Source organism: Burkholderia sp. BCC0419 (assembly GCF_902830285.1).
Taxonomy (GTDB): domain Bacteria; phylum Pseudomonadota; class Gammaproteobacteria; order Burkholderiales; family Burkholderiaceae; genus Burkholderia.
Genome location: NZ_CADESR010000012.1, coordinates 107,158 through 128,020 on the forward strand (window position 1 = coordinate 107,158; position 20,863 = coordinate 128,020).

Below are 20,863 nucleotides of genomic sequence, written 5' to 3' on the forward strand. Positions count from 1 at the left end.
AAATTGCTTCGTTCGCCTTTGCCGGCCGCGCCGCTAACGTGTTCAAAACGGCGGCGGCGCGCCGGATGCCTTGCACGAAGCACGACAGCCGCCGCCATCACGACAACTGCGTCGCGATAACGGAACAGACCGGACGGGCCGCATGCCCGCACCCCGCCAGGAACGTCCGCATCGCGCGCCATTCGCGATGCCCATGGCCACGAACGACCGCATCATCGACACGACGCCGCACGACGTCCGCGCGCAGCCGCTGATCGACGCGCTGATCGACGAGTATTCGACCCGTTACGACGCGTACCGCCCCGACAGCCGCGCGTCGGCCCGCGACGAACTCGCGCGCTACCCGGCCGAACTGTTCGCGCCGCCCGAAGGCGCGTTCGTGCTGCTGCTGCGCGACGGCGAGACGATCGGCGGCGGCGCGTTCAAGCGCTACGACGCGCAGACCGCGGAACTGAAACGCATCTGGACACGCACCGACCTGCGCCGCCAGGGCCTCGCACGGCGCATCGTCGAAGCGCTCGAACTGCGCGCCGTGCAGCAGGGCTACCGCCGCCTCTACCTGACCACCGGCTTTCGCCAGCCCGAAGCGTGGGCGCTGTACGACCGCACCGGCTATACGCGGCTGTTCGATTCGTCCATCGATCCCGAAGCGTATTTCCACCTGCGCTTCGGCAAGGATCTCGTCGATCCGTCGCGCACGTCGACGCTGGCCGACCTGTGGGCGCCCGTGCCCGAACCGGTGCTGCCGCGCTGAGCGCACGGCGTCCCGCATTTCACGTCGCCCATTCCGCTTTCCACGCTTCCACGCTTCCACCACAGGACGTTTTCATGCATCGAGCCGTACCGCTTTCATCCCGTGCCGTGCGCACGCTGGCCACCGCGCTGATCGGCCTGAGCGCCTTCGCCGCCGTCACTGCCGCGTCCGCCGCGACGTTCGACCTGAGTCCCGAGCAGCGCGGCCGCCCGCGTGGCGCGGCCGATGCGGCGGTCGAGCGCGCGGTGCCCGCGTCGTTCAAGTTCGCCGATTCCGGCACGCTGACGATCGGTATCGCGCCGAGCCTGCCGCCGATCAGCTCGTATGCGACCGACGCACGCACGGTGATCGGCTTCGACGCCGACGTCGGCCAGCTCGTGTCCGACAGCCTCGGCCGCAAGCTGAAGATCGTCGCGCTCGCGTGGGCCGACTGGCCGCTGGCGCTCGAATCGGGGAAAGTCGACGCGGTGATCTCGAACGTGACCGTCACCGAGGAGCGCAAGCAGAAGTTCGATTTCTCGACCTATCGCAAGGATCAGGTCGGCTTCTACGTGCGCAACGACAGCAAGATCCAGGCGATCCGCGAGCCGAAGGACGTCGCCGGGCTGCGCATCGTGACCGATGCCGGCACCAACCAGGAAAAGATCCTGCTCGCGTGGGACCGCGAGAACGTCGCGCACGGGCTGAAACCCGTGCAGATCCAGTACTACGACGACCAGGCGATGCGCATCGTCGCCGTGCAGTCGGGCCGGGCGGACGCGGTGTTCAGCGTGAACTCGGTGCTCGCGTATCAAAGCGCGCAGCAAGGCAAGACGCGGCTCGTCGGCGCGATCAGCGGCGGCTGGCCGCGCACGGCCGACATCGCGATCGCGACGCGCCGCGGCAGCGGCCTCGCCGAGCCGCTGACCGTCGCGCTGAACGGACTGATCAAGAGCGGCCGCTACCAGCAGGTGCTCGACCGCTGGAACCTCGCGTCCGAAGCGATCGACCAGTCGCGCACGAATCCGCCCGGGCTGCCGAAAAGCTGAGCGCCGCGCGCCAACCACCGTCCATCCACGCTCACGCAGGAACGCCGCTCACCATGTCTTATTCGCTTTCGTTGCTGGACAAGAGTCCGATCGCCGACGGCGCGAACGCCGCCGATGCGCTGCGCTTCACCACGACGCTCGCGCAACGCGCCGAACAGCTCGGCTACGCGCGCTTCTGGGTCGCCGAACATCACGGCACGCCCGGTTTCGCCAGCTCGGCGCCGGAGGTCGTCGTCGCGCACCTGCTCGCGCACACGTCGCGCATCCGCATCGGCTCGGGCGGCGTGATGCTGCAGCACTACAGCCCGTTCAAGGTGGCCGAGACGTTCAAGCTGCTGGCCGCGCTCGCGCCGGGCCGCGTCGATCTGGGCATCGGCAAGGCGCCCGGCGGGCTGCCGCTGACCACACGCGCGCTGCAGTGGTTCCACGACAAGGCGCGCAAGCCCGATTTCGCGGGGCAGCTCGCGGAGCTCGACGCGTTTCTCGGCTGGGGCGTGGCCGAAGATCATCCGCTCGCCGGCGCGGTCGCGATGCCGGTGCCGCCGCAGTTGCCCGAACGCATCCTGCTCGGCGGCTCGCCAGACAGCGGCGCGCTCGCCGCGCGCCACGGCTGGCGCTTCTGCTACGCGGGCCATTTCAACGGCGACGACGCGAATCTCGAACGCTCGCTCGACGCCTACCGCAGCGCGGGCGGCCAGAAGCCGCTCGTCGCGCTGTACGCGGTCGCCGCGCCGACGCGCGACGAAGCCGAGCAACTGATCGGGCCGCTGAAGATCTTCAAGCTGCAGTTCGCGGGCGGCCAGAGCTTCAACCTCGCCAGTGCGCAGGCGGCCGCGGAATTCGCGCGGCAAAGCGGCGCGTCCGACTACCGGATCGACGAGCTGCGCCCGACGGTGCTGGCCGATACGCCCGAACGCGTGCACCGCGCGCTCGACGCGCTGAGCCGGCGGCTCGACGTCGATGCGTTCGTGATCGATTCGCCGGTGTCCGACTACGCGGCACGGCTCGCGTCGGCCGAATGGCTCGGCGGCGCACTGTCCACCACACCGTTGCAGGCGGCCCTCGCGGCCGGCCGCTCCCTCTCCCCTGACCAGAACGCGTGACGCTCCCATCATGACGACCCGACGATCGATCCCCTTCGGCCTGATGCTGCAAGGCGCAGGCAGCCACATGAACGCGTGGCGGCATCCGAGCAACCCGCCCGACGCGAGCATCAACGTCGACTTCGCGATCGGCGTCACGCGCAAGGCGGAAGCCGCCGGCATCGCGTTCGCGTTCGTCGCGGACGGCCTCTACATCAACGAGAAGTCGATCCCGCACTTCCTGAACCGCTTCGAGCCGCTGACCGTGCTGTCGGCGCTCGCGGTCGCGACGAAGAAGATCGGGCTCGCGGGCACGATCTCGACGTCGTACAGCGAGCCGTTCACGGTCGCGCGCCAGCTCGCGTCGCTCGACGCGATCAGCGGCGGGCGCGCGGGCTGGAACGTCGTGACGACGCCGCTCGAAGGCACCGCGAAGAATTACGGCAAGGCGCACCCGGATCACGAGCTGCGCTACGAGATCGCCGACGAATACCTCGACGTCGTACAGGGCCTGTGGGACAGCTGGGACGACGATGCATTCGTGCGTGACCGTGCGACCGGCCGCTTCTTCGATCGCGACAAGCTGCATACGCTCGATCATCACGGCCGCTTCTTCCAGGTCGCGGGCCCGCTGAACATCCAGCGCTCGCCGCAGGGGCAGCCGGTGATCTTCCAGGCCGGCTCGTCCGACACCGGGATCGGCCTCGCGGGCAAATACGCGGATGCCGTGTTCACGCATTCGCCGTCGATCGACGAAACGGCCGCATTTACGCAGCGCGTGAAACAGAGCGCGATCGAGCACGGGCGGCAGGCCGGCGACGTGAAGATCTTCCCCGGCGTGGGGCCGATCGTCGGCCGCACGGCCGCGGAAGCGGAGGACAAATACCAGGCGATCCGCGACCTGCTGACGATCGACGAGGCGCTCGCGTATCTCGGCCGCTATTTCGATCACCACGATTTCACGCAGTACGCGCTCGACGCACCGTTCCCGGAACTCGGCGAGCTCGGCCGCAACAGCTTCCGCTCGACCACCGACCGCATCAAGGCCGATGCGAAACAGAAAGGCCTGTCGCTGCGCGAGACGGCGCTGGCGGTCGCGACGCCGCGCCCGAACTTCATCGGCACGGCCGAGCACGTCGCCGACGAGCTGATCCGCTGGCACGACGCGGGCGCCGGCGACGGCTTCATCCTCGGTTTTCCGGTGCAGGCGCAGGGCGTCGACGATTTCATCGAACTCGTGATTCCGGTGCTCGAGGCGCGCGGCCGCTACAGCCGCGACCTGCCCGGCGCCACGCTGCGCGACCACCTCGGTCTGCCGCGCAAGGCGAGCCGCTACGCGACGCCCGGCGCCGCCCAGGAAACGGCCGCCGAAGCACACGCCTGACGCCCCCGCGCCGCCGGTGCGCGGCGCGCCCGCCGATCGATCGATTCGAGGATGCCAACGAAATGAGCGACACGACCCACCTCGGCGGCGCGCTGCCGCCGCTCTCTTCCCCCGGCGCACGCGAGCCCGGCACGCGTTTGCGGATCGTGCCCGCGCGCCACCGGACGCGCACGGCCGGCACCGTGCTCGCGCTCGTGCTGATCGCGATCACGCTGCATTCGATCCTCGGCAACCCGCAATGGGGCTGGCCGGTGTTCGCCGAATGGTTCCTGTCGCCGCCGGTGCTGTCGGGGCTCGCTCGCACGCTGGTGCTGACGCTGCTCGGCGCGGTGTTCGGCTTCGTGCTCGGCGCGTTCGTCGCGCTGGCCCGGCTGTCGCGTTCGCGCCTGCTGTCCGCCAGCGCGTGGATCTTCGTGTGGCTGTTCCGCTCGATTCCGCTGATCGTGCTGCTGCTGATCCTGAACAACCTCGGCTACCTGTACGAGCACGTGCGGCTCGGCGTGCCGTTCACCGACATCGTGTGGTTCGACACGCCGACCACCGACCTCATCAGCCCGTTCCTCGCGGCCGTGCTCGGCCTCACGCTGAACCATGCGGCGTTTTCCGCGGAGGTGATCCGAGGCGGCATTCTCGCGGTCGATCAGGGGCAACTCGAAGCCGCCGCCGCGCTCGGGCTGCCGCGCGGCCGGCAAACGTCGCGGATCGTGCTGCCGCAGGCGATGCGCGCGATCCTGCCGACCGCGTTCAACGACCTGATCACGCTCGCGAAAGGCACGTCGATGGTGTACGTGCTCGCGATGCCGGAGCTGTTCTACACGGTGCAGGTGATCTATCGCCGCAACCTCGAAGTGATTCCGCTGCTGATGGTCGCGACCGTCTGGTACCTGATCATCCTGACCGTGCTGTCCGCGATCCAGGTGCAGGTCGAGCGGCACTATGCGCGCGGCGCGCTGCGCAATCCGCCGCCGTCGGTGGTCACGTTCGCGCTCGCGCGCATCGGCGGGCTGTGGCGGCGTGTCGCGTCGCGCCGTGCGGCATCGAGCGCGCAGGCCGCAGGCGACACCCGCACCGATACCGCGGCCGCCGTGTCGCGCACCGGCGGCGAAGTGGCCGTGCATGGCGTGTCGAAGCAGTTCGGCATGCAGCGCGTGCTCGACAACGTGTCGTTCGTCGCGCCGCGCGGCAGCGTGACCGTGATCGTCGGGCCGTCCGGCTCCGGCAAGTCGACGCTGCTGCGCACGATCAACCACCTCGAACGCGTCGACGACGGTTTCATCGACATCGACGGCGAACTGATCGGCTATCGCCGCGACGGCGACGTGCTGCACGAATTGAACGAACGCGCCGTGCTGAAGCGGCGCACGGCGGTCGGCATGGTGTTCCAGAACTTCAACCTGTTCCCGCACCTGACGGTGCTCGAGAACCTCGTCGAAGCGCCGGTCGCCGTCGCCGGCGTGACGCGCAGCGCGGCCGAGCACACCGCGCGCACGCTGCTCGCGCGGGTCGGCCTCGCGGACAAGGCCGACGCGTATCCGCGCCAGTTGTCCGGCGGCCAGCAGCAACGCGTCGCGATCGCGCGGGCGCTCGCATTGCGGCCGAAGGTGCTGCTGTTCGACGAGCCGACGTCGGCGCTCGATCCCGAACTCGTCAACGAAGTGCTCGACGTGATCAAGGAGCTCGCGCGCTCGGGCACGACGCTCGTGATCGTCACGCACGAGATCGGCTTCGCACGCGAGGTGGCGGACAACGTGCTGTTCATGGAACGCGGGCGTATCGTCGAGGCCGGGCCGCCCGCCGCCGTGCTCGATGCGCCGTCGCATCCGCGCACCCGTGCGTTCCTGTCCCGGGTGCTGTGATGCGCGCCGCCTCCCACCTGCGAGGTGCCGCGCGATGACCGATCGACGCCAGTTCATCACGGCCGCGCTGGTCGCGGCATCGGGCCTGCCGTGGCATGCGGCACGTGCGGCTGCCGCGACGGCCGATCTCGATCCGCGCCAGGCCGGCCGCCTGCGCGCCGGCCCCGACGACGCGGCCATCCGCGCGGCAAGCAGCTATCGCTGGGTGCGCGACGGCGCGTTCACGGTCGCGATTTCGCCGCACGCGCCGCCCGTATCGACCTATGCGACCGACGCGCGCACCGTGGTCGGCGCCGATCCCGACTATGCGCAGCTCGTTGCCGACGCGCTCGGCCGTACGCTCGTGCTGCTGCCGATCGCCTGGGCCGACTGGCCGCTCGGGCTGACGTCCGGCAAGTACGACGCGGTGATCTCGAACGTCGGCGTGACCGAGAAGCGCAAGGAGAAATACGATTTCACGACCTACCGGCTCGGGCTGCACGGCTTCTACGTGCGCACCGGCAGCCCGATCGCGAAGATCGCGGAGCCGAAGGACATCGCGGGTTTGCGCATCATCACCGGCGCCGGCACGAGCCAGGAGCGCATCCTGCTCGAATGGAGCAAGCGCAACGTCGCGCAGGGGCTGAAGCCGGCCGAGCTGCTCTACTTCGACGACGATGCGACCGCGCGCGTCGCGCTGCTGTCGGGCCGGGCCGATGCGGAGCTGAACCCGAACGCGTCGCTCGCGTACGAGGCCGCGCGCAGCGGCAAGATCCGCCGCGTCGGTGTCGTCAATGCGGGCTGGCCGGCGAATGCGGATGTCGCGATCGCGACGCGTCGCGGCAGCGGGCTCGCGCCCGCGCTGACGCTCGCGACCAACGCGCTGATCGGCAACGGCCGCTACGGGCAGGCGCTGGCGCGCTGGGGTTTGCAGAGCGAGGCGATCGCGCGGGCGGAGACCAATCCGCCGGGGTTGCCGTCGTTCTGAGCGTTTCGTTCAAAACAATCGCCCCGGCATACCGTGACGGCAATGCCGGGGCGTTTCGACTTGCGGCTGGTTCGTCTACGCCGGCACCGCCGCCTGATATCGATCGAGTTCCGCGATATGCGCATGAATCGCCGGGATCAGCTCGCGCCCGTAGGCCAGCGCATCGTCGAGCGGATCGAAACCGCGAATCAGGAACGTCGATACGCCGAGCCGGTAATACGCGCCCAGCGCCCGCGCGACCTGCTCGGGCGTGCCGACCAGCGCGGTCGAATTCCAGCGCGCGCCGGTCAGGTTCGCGACGCCCATCCACAGCCGCTCGTCGAGCACGTCGCCCTGCGCGGCCGCCGCCATCAGCCGCTGCGAGCCGGCATTCTGCGGCGCATGACCGGCGATCGGCTGGCCGTTCGCGAGTCGCGCCGCGCGCACGCGCTCGCGGATCGCCTCGGCCTTCTCCCACGCGGCCGCCTCGGTATCGGCGACGATCGGCCGGAACGACACGCTGATGCGCGGCGCACGCCCGAACGGCGCGGCAGCGGCCCGCACGCGCGCGATCTGCTCGCGCACCGCGTCGAGCGGTTCGCCCCACGTCATGTAGACATCCGCATGCTCGCCCGCGACCGCGAGTGCGGCCGGCGACGAGCCGCCGAAATAGATCGGCACATGCGGCCGCTGCGCGCCCTTCACGACCGGCGACGCGCCGCGCAGCCGATAGAACGCGCCGTCGTGGTCGACCGGCGCATCGGCCAGCCAGATCCGTTTCAGCACGTCGAGATATTCGCCGGTGCGGCGGTAGCGGGCATCGTGCGGCACGAAATCGCCGTCGCGCTGCAGGTCCGCATCGTCGCCGCCGGACACCACGTTCAGCGCCAGCCGTCCGCCGCTGAACACGTCGAGCGTCGATATCTGCCGCGCGGCGGCCGACGGCACGATCACGCCCGGCCGGTGCGCGAGCAGCAGGCGGATGCGTTCGGTCGCGGCGGCCGCGAACGACGCGACGATGAAGCCGTCCGCCGCGTTGCTGAAATGGCCGACCAGGATCTGGTCGAAGCCGGCCGTCTCGTGCGCCTGCGCGAAGCGGCGCACGTAGTCGGGCTGGACGGCCGCGCCGCCCGGTACGTCGACCTCCGCGCCGGGTGTCGCGGTGATCATGCCGATGATGTCGACTGGCATGTCGGGATGTCCTTCGGTGTGTCGATCGGTGTGTCGATCGGGAATCGCGGAAATCGTAAAGCGTGCCGCACGGTCACTGCGCGGCGGCCGTCTTCTGCGCGGGCGCTGCGAACGCGCCCGCATACGAGCGGTCGAGCAGCTTCGACGTGTCGTACGCGGCCGGAATCACGCCGGACTTGTGCAGGAAGTCGGCCGTGTTCTGCGCATCCTTCGCGGCCGTCTCGTCGACCGGGCCGACGCGCTGCCTGGCATTGTTGAGCCAGCGATACGCGACGTCTGGTTCGAGATTCGCACGCTTCGCCCACAGGTCCGCATACTCGCGCGGATGGCTGTCGACCCACTGGCGCGCCACCACCACGCGCCGCAGGAAATCGGTGATCTCGGGCCGCTTGCCCGAGGCGGCCTGCTCGTTCGCGGCGACGAAGCTCAGCGCAGGCATCAGCCCCTGCGCGGTCGTCACGGGCCGCGCGCCCTGCCGCAACGCGAGCGTGCTGACGAACGGCTCCCACAGCGATACGGCATCGACCGAGCCGTTCGCGAGCGCATTGGTCGCGTCGATCGGCATCAGGTACGCGTACTTCACCGAATCGGCGCGCAGGCCCGCGTGTTCGAGCGCGCGCAGCACGAGCTGCTGGCTCCATGCGCCGCGCCATACCGCGATGGTCTTGCCCTGCAGGTCGGCCACGGTGCGCACCGGCGAGTGCTTCGGCACGAGGATCGCGACGCCGTCGAGGCTCTGCCGCGACACCGCGACGACCTTGACCGGCGCGCCGCGCGCGGCCAGCGTGAGCAGCGCGGAATCGCCGAGGAAGCCGATGTCGATCGCGTTGCCGTTCAGGCTTTCGGCCACCGGCGCGGCGGCCTGGAAGTGCTTCCACTCGATCGTGTAAGGCAGGTCCTTCAGCACGCCGGACGCCTCCATCGACGCCTGGATGTTGAAGTAGTTCTGTTCACCGACGCGCAGCGTGACGGTGTCCTTGGCGATGCCCGGCTGCGCGGCAAGCGCCAGCAAGAGCGCCGTGACGATTCGGCTCAGCAACATGATCTCCCGGAAGGTTCGCGGGCAGCCGCGCGACGGCGGCGCCCTGTTGTCCGCCGTGCGAAATCGCCGGCGCAACGGATGGAACCGGAGAAGATACGTCGATCCACTTCATGACACAAACGCAATATTCTTCTATGTAAAGATGCAAATGTTTTATGAATCACTCGCCCATGCCCGACGCTCGCCGCCAGCCGTCGCCGGATGAATTTCGAACGATTCCTCGATAGATATTTCGTGCACGAAATAAATCCCGGACTATATTTCGCATACGAAATAACTGCCTGGAGCGAGGACGGCCATGACCTCCCAACCCATCGAGTTTTCCGCCGCCGACGGCTATGTGCTGCACGGCACGCTGTGGTCGCCGGACGCGACGCCGCGCGCGCTGGTCCTGATCCATCCGGCGACGGCCGTGCCCGAGCGGCTGTATGCGGGCTTCGCGCGCTTCCTGACCGAACGCGGTTTCGCGGCGCTGACCTACGACTATCGCGGCATCGGCGCATCGCGGCCCGCGCGTCTGGGCGCGCTGCAGGCCCGCATGCGCGACTGGATGGAGCTCGACGTGGGCGCCGCGACCGCGTGGGCCCGGCACGCGCATGAAGAGCTGCCGCTGCTGGCGGTCGGCCATAGCGTCGGCGGACACGCGATCGGGCTGTCCGGCGCGACGACGCATCTGCGCGCGGCCGTACTGGTCGCCGCGCATGCGGGCAGCACGCGGCTGATCGCGCAAGCAGCCGAGCGCCTGAAGGTGCGGCTGATCCTGCGCGTGCTCGGCCCGCTGATGTCCGCGCTGCTCGGCTACGTGCCCGGCAAGCGGCTCGGGCTCGGCGAGGATCTGCCGGCCGGCGTGTTCCGCGAATGGAGCCGCTGGACGACGCTGCCGCATTACTTCTTCGACGATCCGACACTCGGCGCGGCCGAGCGCTTCTCGAAGCAGCAGTTGCCGATCCTCGCGCTCGGCTTCGACGACGATCCGTGGGCGAACCCGGCCGCGATCGGCCTGCTGGTAAGCTACCTCACCCGCGCGAAGGTCGAACGCCGTCAGATCGATCCGCGCGCGGCGGGCAGCGGCCCGGTCGGGCACATGGGCTTCTTTCGCAGCCGGCCCGGCAGCGTGCTGTGGCCCGACGTCGCCGACTGGCTCGCGCAGGCGCTCGACACGCCGCGCACCGCGGGCCGTCCCTCCCTTTCCATTGCAGCCGGGAACCCAGCTTGAGCGAAGACCGACGACTGTTTTTCATGTTGAACATCGGCCAGCGGCGCGTGCAGCGCTGGATCGACCGCAAGGCCGAAACCGACACGCGCGCGAGCGCCGCGCAGGCCGGCGTGCTGTTCTGTCTCGCGAAGCAGGACGGCGCGCTGATCGGCGAAGTCGGCGCGGCATTGCAGCTCGCGCCGTCCGCGATGACGGGGCTCGCCGACCGGATGGCGAAAGCCGGCCTCATCACGCGTCATGCCGATTCGGACGACGGCCGCGCAACGCGGCTGTACCTGACCGACGCAGGCCACGCGGCACTCAAGCGGGCGCGCGTGCTGCTGCGCGAACTCAACGGCAAGCTGTGCGACGGGTTTTCCGACGACGAACTCGAGGTCGTCGCGCGCTGGCTGCACGCGTTGCAGGAGCGGTTTCCGGCGGAGCGCTGAGCAGCGCTTCACGCGTACGCGATCGGTGCGCGCCGGCATCAATCGCAAGCGATTGCGATTCGCGTTTTCGATTCGATTTTCATGCTGCCGCAACGGCAAATCTTGCATGCCGGCCACCGGTTTCCGGCAACGCTTTCCGGCTACGTCCTGTTACAAAAAACCGTCTGTCGCGCGGCATTCGAATCGCCTACATTGCAATCCACTTCGACACATTCGCCGCATGCCCGGACCGGCTTTCCCGTCGGGTCGACATCGCAGACACACCCGACGAGCAATGAAAACGAAGAGGCGTCTTAACCGAAGCGCTGGCGGCATCCAGCGCACGCGGATGGCGATGACCGAAGCGGCATGCTGAACGGCACGTAACGACGTGTGCGGCACGATTGGCCGCGCGCCGGCTCGCGTTGTCTCGTCGTGCCCCGTCATCGCATCCGCACCTCACCGAGGAGTCGTCCATGCGACGCATGATCGTGTCCCATCCGCTTGTCACTCGCCTGTCCGCCGCGATGGCGCTGGCCGCCGCTGCCGCGGCGCACGCCGAGCCCGTCGTCGTGTCCGGGCCGAGCCCGTTCGCCGCGTGCACCATCGGCGGCCCGGGCACCAACTACGTGAATGCAGAAGTCGAACCGTGGCTCTCGGTCAACCCGGCGAACCCGACGAACATGATCGGCGTGTGGCAGCAGGACCGCTGGTCGAACGGCGGCGCCCACGGGCTCGTCGCCGGCTACACGTTCGATGCGGGCGCAACCTGGGCGCGCACGCCGCAGCCGTTCAGCGCCTGCGCGCCGGGCGGGCTCAAGTACGAGCGCGCGTCCGATCCATGGGTATCGTTCGGGCCGGACGGCACCGCGTACTCGGTGTCGATCTCGTTCAACCAGTCGAACAACGCCAACGCGGTCGGCGCGTCGGTCTCGACCGACGGCGGACAGACATGGAGCAGCCCGGCCGTGCTGATCGCGAACGACGAACCGACGACGCAGTTCTTCAACGACAAGGAATCGGTGACGGCGAACCCGGTGAAGGCCGGCACCGCGTATGCGGTATGGGACCGCCTCGAGCTGCCGAACGGCAACCCGTATGCGAACCTGCACACGGCGGCGTACCGCGGGCCGACGTTCTTCTCGAAGACGGTCGACGGCGGCAAGACGTGGAGCCGCGCGAAGGTCATCGTCAACGTGCCGTCGCGTCAACAGACGATCGGCAACCAGATCGTCGTCGATCCGAAGACCGGCACGCTCTACGATTTCTTCGACCTGATCCAGCCGCCGTTCCGCAAGGCGGCCGGCAAGGTCGCGTTCATCAAGTCGACCGACGACGGTGCGACCTGGACGAAGCCGCAGGTGATCGCGGGGCTGCAGACGGTCGGCGTCACGGATCCGAACACCGGCGAACCCGTACGCACCGGCGACATCATTCCGGAACCCGCGATCGATCCCGCATCGGGGCAGCTTTACGTCGTGTGGCAGGACAGCCGCTTCAACGGCGGCACGTACGACGAGATCGCGATATCGACGTCGAAGGATGGCGGCGCGACCTGGAGCGCGCCGCAACAGCTGAACACGCCGACCGGGCGCCCCGCGTTCAATCCGTCGGTGCGCGTCGACAACACGGGGGCGGTGATGGTCACGTACTACGACTTCCGCGACCTGCAGGCGGGCAACACGACGACGCTGCCGACCGGCTTCTGGCGCAAGATCTCGCATGACGGCGGCACCACGTTCGCCGACGAGCGGCGCGTCGGCGGCCCGTTCGACATGAAGCTCGCGCCCAACGCCGAAGGGTTCTTCATCGGCGACTACCAGGGGCTCGACGTCCTCCCGTCGTCGTCGTTCCATCCGTTCTTCGTCCAGACCAACGCAGGCAACCTGACGAACCGCACCGACGTGTTCTTCGCGCCGTGACGCGAGGATGACCGTCACGCCGCCGCACGACGCCATGCGTCGCGCGGCGGCGTGCGCCTGTTCAGGGCATCAATGCATGTCGGTCAGCACGATGCGTCCGTCGACCTTCCCTTCCCGCAGCTTCGCGAATACGTCGTTGATGTTGCCGAGCCGGTCGCGGTGGATGTGCGCGCGCACCAGGCCGTCCGCCGCGAAATCGAGCGACTCCTGCAGATCGCGCCGCGTGCCGACGATCGACCCGCGCACGGTGATGCCGTTCAGCACGGTCGAGAAGATCGGCAACGGGAAATCGCCGGGCGGCAAGCCATTGAGCGCCACCGTGCCGCCGCGCCGGACCATCCCGAGCGCCTGCGCGAACGCGCTGCGCGACACGGCCGTGACGAGCACGCCGTGCGCGCCGCCGATTTCCTTCTGGATCACTTTCGCGGGGTCGTCGACCGACGCATCGATCGTCAGGTCCGCACCCAGTTGCCGCGCCAGCGCGAGCTTGTCGGGCGAGATGTCGACGGCCGCGACGTGCAGGCCCATCGCACGCGCATACTGCACGGCCACGTGCCCGAGGCCGCCGATGCCGGAAATCGCGAGCCATTGGCCCGGGCGCGTGTCGGTGACGCGAATGCCCTTGTAGACCGTGACGCCCGCGCACAGGATCGGCTCGATCTCGTCGAACGCCACCTGCGCGGGCAACTGGCCGACGTAATCGGGATCGGCCAGCACGTATTCCGCGTAGCTGCCGTTCACCGAATAGCCGGTGTTCTGCTGCCCATGGCACAGCGTTTCCCAGCCCGTGCAGCAGTACTCGCAATGGCCGCAGGCCGTGTAGAGCCACGGCACGCCGACGCGGTCGCCCTCGCGCACGTGCGTGACGCCCGCGCCGACCGCCGCGACGATCCCCACGCCTTCGTGGCCCGGGATGAACGGCAGCGACGGCTTGACGGGCCAGTCGCCGTCGGCCGCGTGCAGATCGGTATGGCAAACGCCCGACGCCTTGATGTTGACGAGAATCTGGCCGGGCCCCGGTGCGGGGATCGGGACTTCCTCGATGCGCAACGGCTCGCCGAACGCGTGTACCACGGCCGCTTTCATGGTCTGGGTCATGCGTTGCTCCTGTCTGGTCGATGAGCAACCCAGTATCCGGTTTTGGAATCGGAGCACGTTGATACGCGTCAACGCATCGGGACGCATGCAACGGTCGACGCGGCTTCGCCACGACCGGCGTCGTTTGACGCGCAAGCGCGAGCCAGCGGTTGCACGCTGCCCCGCCGCTCCCGCGGCCCTTTCAACGATCCGACGGAAACCCGACGGGATCCTGCCATTCGGCTTGGAATTTGAGATGATATAACATATCATCTCGCGAGCTCGTCCGCCTGACGCCGTTCCAACCCAGGTGGCCGCGCGTCGCCGAGCCATGTTCCAACGGGTCATTGCGCGTCATTGACGCAACAATATATCGTATCTAGCGGTGACCCGCATCGCTCGTTATCCGATCCGATTCCAACCGATTCACCGACCATGCGCGACCTCCCTCGCTTACCGCTTCGCCCGCTCTCGTCCCTGTCGCTGATGCTGTTCGCCGCCGCCGCCCACGCGCAGACCGATGCGCCCGCCGCGTCCGGCACGCCGGCCGCCGCCCCGCTCGCCCCGATCTTCGTGACCGCGAACCCGCTCGGCGACACCGAACTGATCGCACCGACCGTCCAGCTTTCCGGCGATGCGCTGACGCGCCGCCAGGCCGATTCGCTCGGCGAAACGCTCAACGGGCTGCCCGGCGTGTCGACCACCACCTACGGGCCGATGGTCGGCCGTCCGATCATCCGCGGGATGGACGGCGACCGGATCCGGCTGCTGCAGAACGGCGTCGCGGCGTATGACGCGTCGTCGCTGTCGTACGACCATGCGGTGCCGCAGGATCCGCTGTCGATCGAGCGCGTCGAGATCGTGCGCGGCCCGGCCGCGCTGCTGTACGGCGGCAACGCGGTGGGCGGCGTGGTCAACACGATCGACAATCTGATTCCGCGCGAAGCGATCCAGGGCGTGACCGGCGCGCTCGACGCGCGCTACGGCGGCGCGAATTCCGTGCGTGCAGGCGCCGCGCAGGTCGAAGGCGGCAACGGCCGCTTCGCGTTCCACGTCGATGCATTCGATCGCGAAACGAGCAAACTGCGGATTCCCGGCTACGCGCGCAGCAGCCAGCAACGCGCGATCGACGGCCCCGACACGCCGCAACCGGAAGGCAACGTGCCGAACAGCGACGGGCGCGTGCACGGCGGTGCGGTCGGCGCGTCGTATACATGGGCGGACGGTTTCGCGGGCCTGTCGTACAGCGGCTACGAATCGAACTACGGCTCGGTCGCCGAGGACGACGTGCGGCTGCGGATGCGCCAGGAACGCCTCGCGCTCGCGTCCGAGGTACGCAACCTGAGCGGGCCGTTCACGAAGCTGAAATTCGACTTCGCGTACACCGACTACCGCCACAAGGAAGTCGACAACGGCGAGACGGCGACCACCTTCCGCAACCGCGGCTACGAGGCGCGCATCGAGGCACGGCACCGCAAGATCGGCCCGTTCGAAGGTGCGATCGGCGTGCAGTTCGGCCAGAACACGTTCTCGGCGCTCGGCGACGAATTGCTCGTGCCGTCCACGCGCACCAACAGCGTCGCGCTGTTCGGCCTCGAGGAATGGCAGGTCGTCCCGGCGCTGAAGCTGAGCCTCGGCGGCCGCTTCGAGCACGTGAAGGTCGATCCCGATCCGGCCGGTGTCGAAAAATTCGCGGGCGCGCAGCCGCGCGACTTCAACGCCGGCAGCCTGTCGGCCGGCGCGCTGTTCTCGCTGACGCCCGTATGGTCGGTCGCGGCGAACGTCGCCTACACCGAACGCGCGCCGACCTTCTACGAGCTGTATTCGAACGGCCCGCACGATGCGACCGGCCAGTTCCTGATCGGCAACCCGAACGCGTCGAAGGAAAAAGCCGTGTCGACCGACCTGTCGCTGCGCTATGCGAGCGGGCCGAATCGCGGCAGCGTCGGCGTGTTCTACAACCGCTTCTCGAACTACCTGACCGAGTACAACACCGGCCGCGTGGTGGACGACGACGGCGAGCCCGTCGCGCCCGGCACCGACGGCTCGCTGAACGAGGCGATCTATCGCGGCGTGCGCGCCGAGTTCTACGGCATCGAGCTGGACGGCAAGTGGCGTGCCTTCGCGCGGCGCGGCCATACGGTCGATCTCGAACTGACGGCCGACTACACGCATGCGCGCAACGTCGACACGGGCCAGCCGCTGCCGCGCATCGCGCCGCTGCGCGCGACGCTTGCGGCCGACTACGGTTACGGCCCGTTCGGTGCGCGTGCGCAGGTCACGCATGCGTGGTCGCAGCATCGCGTACCCGACAACGACTTCTCGACGGACGGTTACACGTCGCTCGGCGTGATGGTGACGTACAAGTTCCGCATGGGCCCGACGCACTGGCTCGCGTACCTGCGCGGCGACAACCTGACGAACCAGGAGATTCGCTACTCGACTTCGGTCGTGCGCGGCTTCGCCCCGCAAGGCGGCCGCAGCGTGATGGCCGGACTGCGCACCACGTTCTAACCCCGGTACGGCTCGCGGCCCCCCGCCGCGGGCCTCTTACCGGCGCGAATCCGAGCCGGGTGACGATCACCGATATTCACCGGCATCGTCGAAGGCATCGCGTTCCAGACCAACAACGCGCCGCGTGCAACCGGCGCATCCAGCCTCGAAAATCGCTCTAGCCGATCGATGCGCATGCCGTCATGCACGCATACGCATCGTCAGCACGATCACGCGCGATTCGCCCTACTCGCCGCATGGCCTTGCGCACATTGCATCGCAGCGCGGCGCAAGTTTCGGTCCCGCTCGGGCATCGCCCGTTGCCGCACTGCCGCCATCGATACCGCGCGACCTGCCCGCCCGCATCGTCCGTCGACACGGACTTTTAAAACGCACGAATGACGAGTATCCTAAAAAGAGCACTTTTCGACCGGACGGCGAATCGCGTGCCCTGACTCCCGTCCGATCGCCCTGCGGCCCCGTCGTATCGCGCACCGCGCGCCGACGGTGGCGTCTGCCTCTCGCGCCCTGGCCGCACGAACCTTCCCCAACAATCTTCAGGAGAGCTGGTGAGCCGACTCGTCGTCGTATCCAATCGCATCGCAGATCCCCGTAAAGCCGCGGCCGGCGGCCTCGCCGTAGCCGTGAAGGACAGCCTGCAGGAAACCGGCGGCGTCTGGTTCGGCTGGAGCGGCAGGCTACGCGGCGGCGACGATCAGCCTCCACATGGCGACGACGTGCAGATCCAGAACGTCGGCGGCATCCAGCTCGCGACGGTCGATCTCGATCCGCAGGATTACGACGCTTACTATCTCGGCTACTCGAACAACGTGCTGTGGCCGGTGTTTCACTACCGGCTCGATCTCGCGCAGTTCGACCGGCGCTTCGCCGACGGCTACCGGCGCGTGAACCAGCTGTTCGCGCGCAAGCTGCGCACGCTGCTGCGGCCCGACGACACCATCTGGGTCCACGACTATCAGCTGATTCCGCTCGCGGCCGAGCTGCGCGCGATGGGCTGCACGAATCCGATCGGCTTCTTCCTGCACATCCCGATGCCGCCGCCGCCGATCATGGCCGCGATCCCGGAGCACGAATGGCTGATGCGCTCGCTGTTCGCGTACGACCTCGTCGGCTTCCAGACCGAATCGGACCTGCTCCACTTCGAGCATTACGTCGAAGCGGAAGCCGGCGCGGCGCGGCTGCCGGACGGCCGGCTGCGCGCGTTCGGCCGTACGCTGTCGGCCGGCGCGTTCCCGATCGGCATCAACGTCGACGAATTCGAGTCGCTCGCGCGCGATCGCGACGGCATCGACATGTTCGATCGAATGCGCGACGAATATTCGCGCCGCCAGTTGCTGGTCGGGGTCGACCGGCTCGATTACACGAAAGGCCTGCCGCAGCGCGTGCATGCATTCCGCGAGCTGCTCGAACAGTATCCGGAGAACCGCGACCGCGCGACGCTGATCCAGATCGCCGCGCCGAGCCGCGAGGATCTCGGCGCCTACGACGACCTGCGGCGCGAGATGGACAGCCTGTGCGGCGCGATCAACGGCGACTACGGCGAGCTCGAATGGATGCCGATGCGCTACATTCACCGCACCGTCGCGCGCAAGCGCCTGCCGGGCCTCTACCGCGCGAGCCGGGTCGCACTCGTCACGCCGCTGCGCGACGGGATGAACCTCGTCGCGAAAGAATTCCTCGCCGCGCAGGACGCGGCCGACCCGGGCGTGCTCGTGCTGTCGCGTTTCGCGGGCGCGGCCGAGCAACTGAAGTCGGCGCTGCTCGTCAATCCGTACGACACGCAAGGCACCGCGCAGGCGATCCAGCGCGCGCTCACGATGCCGCTCGAAGAGCGTCGCCAGCGTCACGCGGGGCTGATGGCGATCGTGCGCAAGACCGACGTGCACTGGTGGCGCACGCGCTTTCTCGCAGCGCTCACGGAAGCAGCCGAAGTCGCGGCCGCGACCGAATCCTGACGCGCTGACGCGCGCTCACGCCGCCGTCGTCTCGTCGTGCAGTGCATTCCGCACGATGCCGTTCAGCCGATACGTGCGCCCTGCTCATGGCGAATCCGTGGCGGGAAAGAAGGAAAAGAAAGCACGGCGTCGGGATATCGACGCGCGCCGGCCGCCGGTTCGCGCAGCGGCTTCAGCGATCGCGTTCGTGCGGCCGGCCGTACGCGACGAAATCGCGCTCGACCGCCGAAGCCTGCTCCGTGTCGATCGCGCCGGCATCGTCGCCCGGCGACGACGAAGTGGATGAAGACGGTTCGATGCGCCCATCGATCAGCGCCTGCAGCGCATCGCGTTCGAGCACCTCGCATTGCAGCAGCCGTCGCGCGATGCGTTCGAGCGCGTCGCGGCGTTCGCCGAGCGTCGCCGCCACGCGCGCATGCGCATCGGTCAACAGCGTGCGCACCTCTTCGTCGATCATTCGCGCGATGTGCTCGCTACAGCGGCGATCGCCCGCATGCCATGCGCCGGGCATGCCCGGGTGCGCGTCGCCGTCGTCGAACGTCGCAAGCCCGATCTTCTCGCTCATCCCGTACTGCATGACCATGTGGCGCGCCATCGCGGTCGCGCGTTCGAGATCGTTCTGCGCACCGGTCGACACATCGGCGAACACGAGTTCTTCCGCCACGCGCCCGCCGAGCAGCGCATCGATCCGGTCGAGCAGCTCGCTGCGGCGCAGGACATAGCGATCCTCGGTCGGCACCTGCTGCGTGTAGCCGAGTGCGGCGACGCCGCGCGGAATGATCGACACCTTCTTCACCGGGTCGCAATGCGCGCGGCTTTCCGCGACGAGCGCATGGCCGGCTTCGTGATACGCAATCGTCAGCTTCTCCTGCTCGTTCATCACGCGGCTCTTGCGCTCGAGGCCCGTCAGCGCGCGGTCGATCGCCTCGTCGAAATCGGCCATGCCGATCGCCGTCTTGCCGAGTTCGGCCGCATGCAGCGCGGCCTCGTTGACGACGTTCGCGAGATCGGCGCCGACGAAGCCCGGCGTGCGCGACGCGAGCTCGCCGAGGTCGACTTCGGCCGCGAGCTTCACGCGCTTCACGTGCACGCCGAGGATCTGGCGGCGGCCGTTCACGTCGGGCCGGTCGATCGCGATGTGACGGTCGAAACGGCCCGGCCGCAGCAGCGCGGGATCGAGGATCTCGGGCCGGTTCGTCGCGGCCATGATGATCACGCCGGAGCCGGCCTGGAAGCCGTCCATCTCGACCAGCAACTGGTTCAGCGTCTGTTCGCGCTCGTCGTTGCCCGACATCGGGCCGACGCCGCGCACCTTGCCGAGCGCATCGAGCTCGTCGACGAACACGATGCACGGCGCCTTCTGCTGCGCCTGCTCGAACAGGTCGCGCACGCGCGCGGCGCCCACGCCGACGAACATCTCGACGAACGCCGAGCCGCTGATCGAGAAGAACGGCACCGCCGCCTCGCCGGCCACCGCGCGTGCGAGCAGCGTCTTGCCCGTGCCCGGCGCGCCGACGACGAGCACGCCTTTCGGAATCTTGCCGCCGAGCCGCTGGTAGCGATCGGGATTGCGCAGGAACGCGACGAGCTGCTGCAGTTCGGCCTTCGCTTCGTCGATGCCCGCAATGTCGTCGAACGTGATGCCGGTTTCCTGCTGCACGTACACGCGCGCGCGGCTCTTGCCCATCCCGGTAAAGTCCTGCAGCCCGCCGCGCCTGCGCAGCATCATGTTCCACACGAACACGAGCAGCATCAGCGGCAGCAGCCACGACGCGAGCGACGTGATCCAGCCGGTGTCGGGCGTGCCGTGATAACGGATGCCGGCGGCGGTCAGCGTGTCGATCAGGTGTTCGTCGGTCACGCGGCTGGTCGTGAAGCGCCACGGCGTGCCGGCCTGCTGCACGACCGCCGCGTCGGACGCCGGCAGCATCGCGCCGGCCTGCGGCATCTTCAGCGCGCCCGAGATCGACGCAGGGCCGACCTCGAGATCGTCGACGAGCCGCGCGGCGACGAGCCGGTGGAAATCGCTGTACGCGATCGGTGTCGACGTCGGGTGCAGCATCAGCAACTGCGCGGCGAACAGCACGAAGAAGCCCGCCGCGATCAGCAATCCCGGGTAGTCGAATTTCTTGTCCATGGCATCGGGCCGGCCGTATCTGCTGCGCGGCGTGCGCTCACGCCGGCACGCGCGCGCAACGGGTACGCGGCGGCCGCCATGCGAAAGCGGCATGCATCCACACCATCGTCGCCTCGCTGTCTCGCGTCGTTCGTCGCATCGATGCCGCCCGGCAACACCGTCGCCAGCGTTGCCGGGCGATCCTCGCCCGGGCGGCACGCCGCGACGCGCCGCCCCTGATTCCAGTCTAGTTCGCGCACGGGCGTCGCGCACCGCTCGCCGTGCGAGAGTCGAATCGTCCGACGAACGGCTTTCATCTGCCCCCTTGCCGCGTTATAGTCGCGTTCATGACATTTCCGTGACAGTCGCATCG

15 protein-coding genes are annotated in these 20,863 nt (G+C 68.6%); 11 read left to right on the top strand and 4 right to left on the bottom strand.

Translation table 11 applies throughout. From position 1 onward, the window contains the following. Nucleotides 1-193 precede the first annotated feature (193 nt). The 6 genes from HWW87_RS33270 to HWW87_RS33295 all read left to right on the top strand — a co-directional run bounded on the left by HWW87_RS33270 (nucleotide 194) and on the right by HWW87_RS33295 (nucleotide 7,071). Nucleotides 194-754: a GNAT family N-acetyltransferase gene (locus tag HWW87_RS33270; protein WP_175823858.1), complete on the top strand. Its 561-nt coding sequence runs from the start codon at nucleotides 194-196 to the stop codon at nucleotides 752-754. Between the two features lie 74 nt (nucleotides 755-828). After that, a complete protein-coding gene (locus HWW87_RS33275) occupies nucleotides 829-1,782 on the top strand; it encodes an ABC transporter substrate-binding protein (protein ID WP_175823859.1) in 954 nt (317 codons plus the stop codon). A gap of 53 nt (nucleotides 1,783-1,835) precedes the next feature. After that, nucleotides 1,836-2,885, top strand: a complete 1,050-nt coding sequence (locus HWW87_RS33280) for an LLM class flavin-dependent oxidoreductase (RefSeq protein WP_175823860.1) — start codon at nucleotides 1,836-1,838, stop codon at nucleotides 2,883-2,885. A gap of 10 nt (nucleotides 2,886-2,895) precedes the next feature. After that, nucleotides 2,896-4,248: an LLM class flavin-dependent oxidoreductase gene (locus HWW87_RS33285; protein ID WP_175823861.1), complete on the top strand. Its 1,353-nt coding sequence runs from the start codon at nucleotides 2,896-2,898 to the stop codon at nucleotides 4,246-4,248. A gap of 62 nt (nucleotides 4,249-4,310) precedes the next feature. Next, nucleotides 4,311-6,104, top strand: coding sequence for an amino acid ABC transporter permease/ATP-binding protein (locus HWW87_RS37485; protein ID WP_175823862.1), 1,794 nt, complete (start codon nucleotides 4,311-4,313; stop codon nucleotides 6,102-6,104). Nucleotides 6,105-6,138: 34 nt separating this feature from the next. Then, nucleotides 6,139-7,071, top strand: coding sequence for an ABC transporter substrate-binding protein (locus HWW87_RS33295; RefSeq protein ID WP_175823863.1), 933 nt, complete (start codon nucleotides 6,139-6,141; stop codon nucleotides 7,069-7,071). A gap of 75 nt (nucleotides 7,072-7,146) precedes the next feature. Here the strand turns inward: HWW87_RS33295 and HWW87_RS33300 are convergent, their stop codons facing one another. Both HWW87_RS33300 and HWW87_RS33305 read right to left on the bottom strand, forming a co-directional pair. After that, complete coding sequence (locus HWW87_RS33300; RefSeq protein ID WP_175823864.1) at nucleotides 7,147-8,241, bottom strand: LLM class flavin-dependent oxidoreductase; 1,095 nt, start codon at nucleotides 8,239-8,241, stop codon at nucleotides 7,147-7,149. Between the two features lie 73 nt (nucleotides 8,242-8,314). Continuing rightward, on the bottom strand, nucleotides 8,315-9,283 hold the full coding sequence (locus tag HWW87_RS33305; RefSeq protein WP_175823865.1) for an ABC transporter substrate-binding protein: 969 nt from the start codon (nucleotides 9,281-9,283) through the stop codon (nucleotides 8,315-8,317). Nucleotides 9,284-9,581: 298 nt separating this feature from the next. Here HWW87_RS33305 and HWW87_RS33310 point away from each other — a divergent pair, with 298 nt between their 5' ends. From HWW87_RS33310 to HWW87_RS33320, 3 genes are all read left to right on the top strand, one after another. After that, nucleotides 9,582-10,499, top strand: a complete 918-nt coding sequence (locus HWW87_RS33310) for an alpha/beta hydrolase (RefSeq protein WP_175823866.1) — start codon at nucleotides 9,582-9,584, stop codon at nucleotides 10,497-10,499. Next, nucleotides 10,496-10,927 carry a MarR family transcriptional regulator gene (locus HWW87_RS33315; protein ID WP_174386591.1) on the top strand — a complete coding sequence of 144 codons (432 nt, stop codon included), beginning with the start codon at nucleotides 10,496-10,498 and terminating at the stop codon, nucleotides 10,925-10,927. The genes HWW87_RS33310 and HWW87_RS33315 overlap by 4 nt, the downstream gene beginning before the upstream one ends. A 455-nt stretch (nucleotides 10,928-11,382) precedes the next feature. Next, on the top strand, nucleotides 11,383-12,828 hold the full coding sequence (locus HWW87_RS33320) for a sialidase family protein (RefSeq protein ID WP_175823867.1): 1,446 nt from the start codon (nucleotides 11,383-11,385) through the stop codon (nucleotides 12,826-12,828). Between the two features lie 69 nt (nucleotides 12,829-12,897). Here the strand turns inward: HWW87_RS33320 and adhP are convergent, their stop codons facing one another. Beyond that, nucleotides 12,898-13,926, bottom strand: a complete 1,029-nt coding sequence (adhP, locus tag HWW87_RS33325) for an alcohol dehydrogenase AdhP (protein ID WP_175823868.1) — start codon at nucleotides 13,924-13,926, stop codon at nucleotides 12,898-12,900. Between the two features lie 414 nt (nucleotides 13,927-14,340). Between adhP and HWW87_RS33330 the strand changes: the two genes are divergently transcribed. Next, nucleotides 14,341-16,419 (top strand): TonB-dependent receptor, encoded by a 2,079-nt coding sequence (locus HWW87_RS33330; protein WP_244107385.1) that lies wholly within the window; start codon nucleotides 14,341-14,343, stop codon nucleotides 16,417-16,419. A gap of 548 nt (nucleotides 16,420-16,967) precedes the next feature. Beyond that, the gene (otsA, locus tag HWW87_RS33335; protein WP_174386587.1) at nucleotides 16,968-18,374 is read left to right on the top strand and encodes an alpha,alpha-trehalose-phosphate synthase (UDP-forming); all 1,407 of its coding nucleotides are present in this window, start codon (nucleotides 16,968-16,970) and stop codon (nucleotides 18,372-18,374) included. 172 nt (nucleotides 18,375-18,546) lie between these two features. Here otsA and ftsH read toward each other — a convergent pair whose 3' ends face one another. Further along, nucleotides 18,547-20,511 (bottom strand): ATP-dependent zinc metalloprotease FtsH, encoded by a 1,965-nt coding sequence (gene ftsH, locus HWW87_RS33340; RefSeq protein ID WP_175823869.1) that lies wholly within the window; start codon nucleotides 20,509-20,511, stop codon nucleotides 18,547-18,549. Nucleotides 20,512-20,863: the final 352 nt, after the last annotated feature.

What these genes read in the sequence shown, in the direction of transcription:
- HWW87_RS37485 (WP_175823862.1), top strand. Translation starts at nt 4,311, where the DNA reads ATGAGCGACACGACCCACCTCGGCGGCGCGCTGCCGCCGCTCTCTTCC.
- HWW87_RS33300 (WP_175823864.1), bottom strand. Translation starts at nt 8,241, where the DNA reads ATGCCAGTCGACATCATCGGCATGATCACCGCGACACCCGGCGCGGAG.
- HWW87_RS33285 (WP_175823861.1), top strand. Translation starts at nt 2,896, where the DNA reads ATGACGACCCGACGATCGATCCCCTTCGGCCTGATGCTGCAAGGCGCA.
- HWW87_RS33275 (WP_175823859.1), top strand. Translation starts at nt 829, where the DNA reads ATGCATCGAGCCGTACCGCTTTCATCCCGTGCCGTGCGCACGCTGGCC.
- HWW87_RS33320 (WP_175823867.1), top strand. Translation starts at nt 11,383, where the DNA reads ATGCGACGCATGATCGTGTCCCATCCGCTTGTCACTCGCCTGTCCGCC.
- adhP (WP_175823868.1), bottom strand. Translation starts at nt 13,926, where the DNA reads ATGACCCAGACCATGAAAGCGGCCGTGGTACACGCGTTCGGCGAGCCG.
- HWW87_RS33305 (WP_175823865.1), bottom strand. Translation starts at nt 9,283, where the DNA reads ATGTTGCTGAGCCGAATCGTCACGGCGCTCTTGCTGGCGCTTGCCGCG.
- HWW87_RS33280 (WP_175823860.1), top strand. Translation starts at nt 1,836, where the DNA reads ATGTCTTATTCGCTTTCGTTGCTGGACAAGAGTCCGATCGCCGACGGC.
- HWW87_RS33295 (WP_175823863.1), top strand. Translation starts at nt 6,139, where the DNA reads ATGACCGATCGACGCCAGTTCATCACGGCCGCGCTGGTCGCGGCATCG.
- HWW87_RS33310 (WP_175823866.1), top strand. Translation starts at nt 9,582, where the DNA reads ATGACCTCCCAACCCATCGAGTTTTCCGCCGCCGACGGCTATGTGCTG.
- HWW87_RS33330 (WP_244107385.1), top strand. Translation starts at nt 14,341, where the DNA reads ATGCGCGACCTCCCTCGCTTACCGCTTCGCCCGCTCTCGTCCCTGTCG.
- HWW87_RS33270 (WP_175823858.1), top strand. Translation starts at nt 194, where the DNA reads ATGGCCACGAACGACCGCATCATCGACACGACGCCGCACGACGTCCGC.
- ftsH (WP_175823869.1), bottom strand. Translation starts at nt 20,511, where the DNA reads ATGGACAAGAAATTCGACTACCCGGGATTGCTGATCGCGGCGGGCTTC.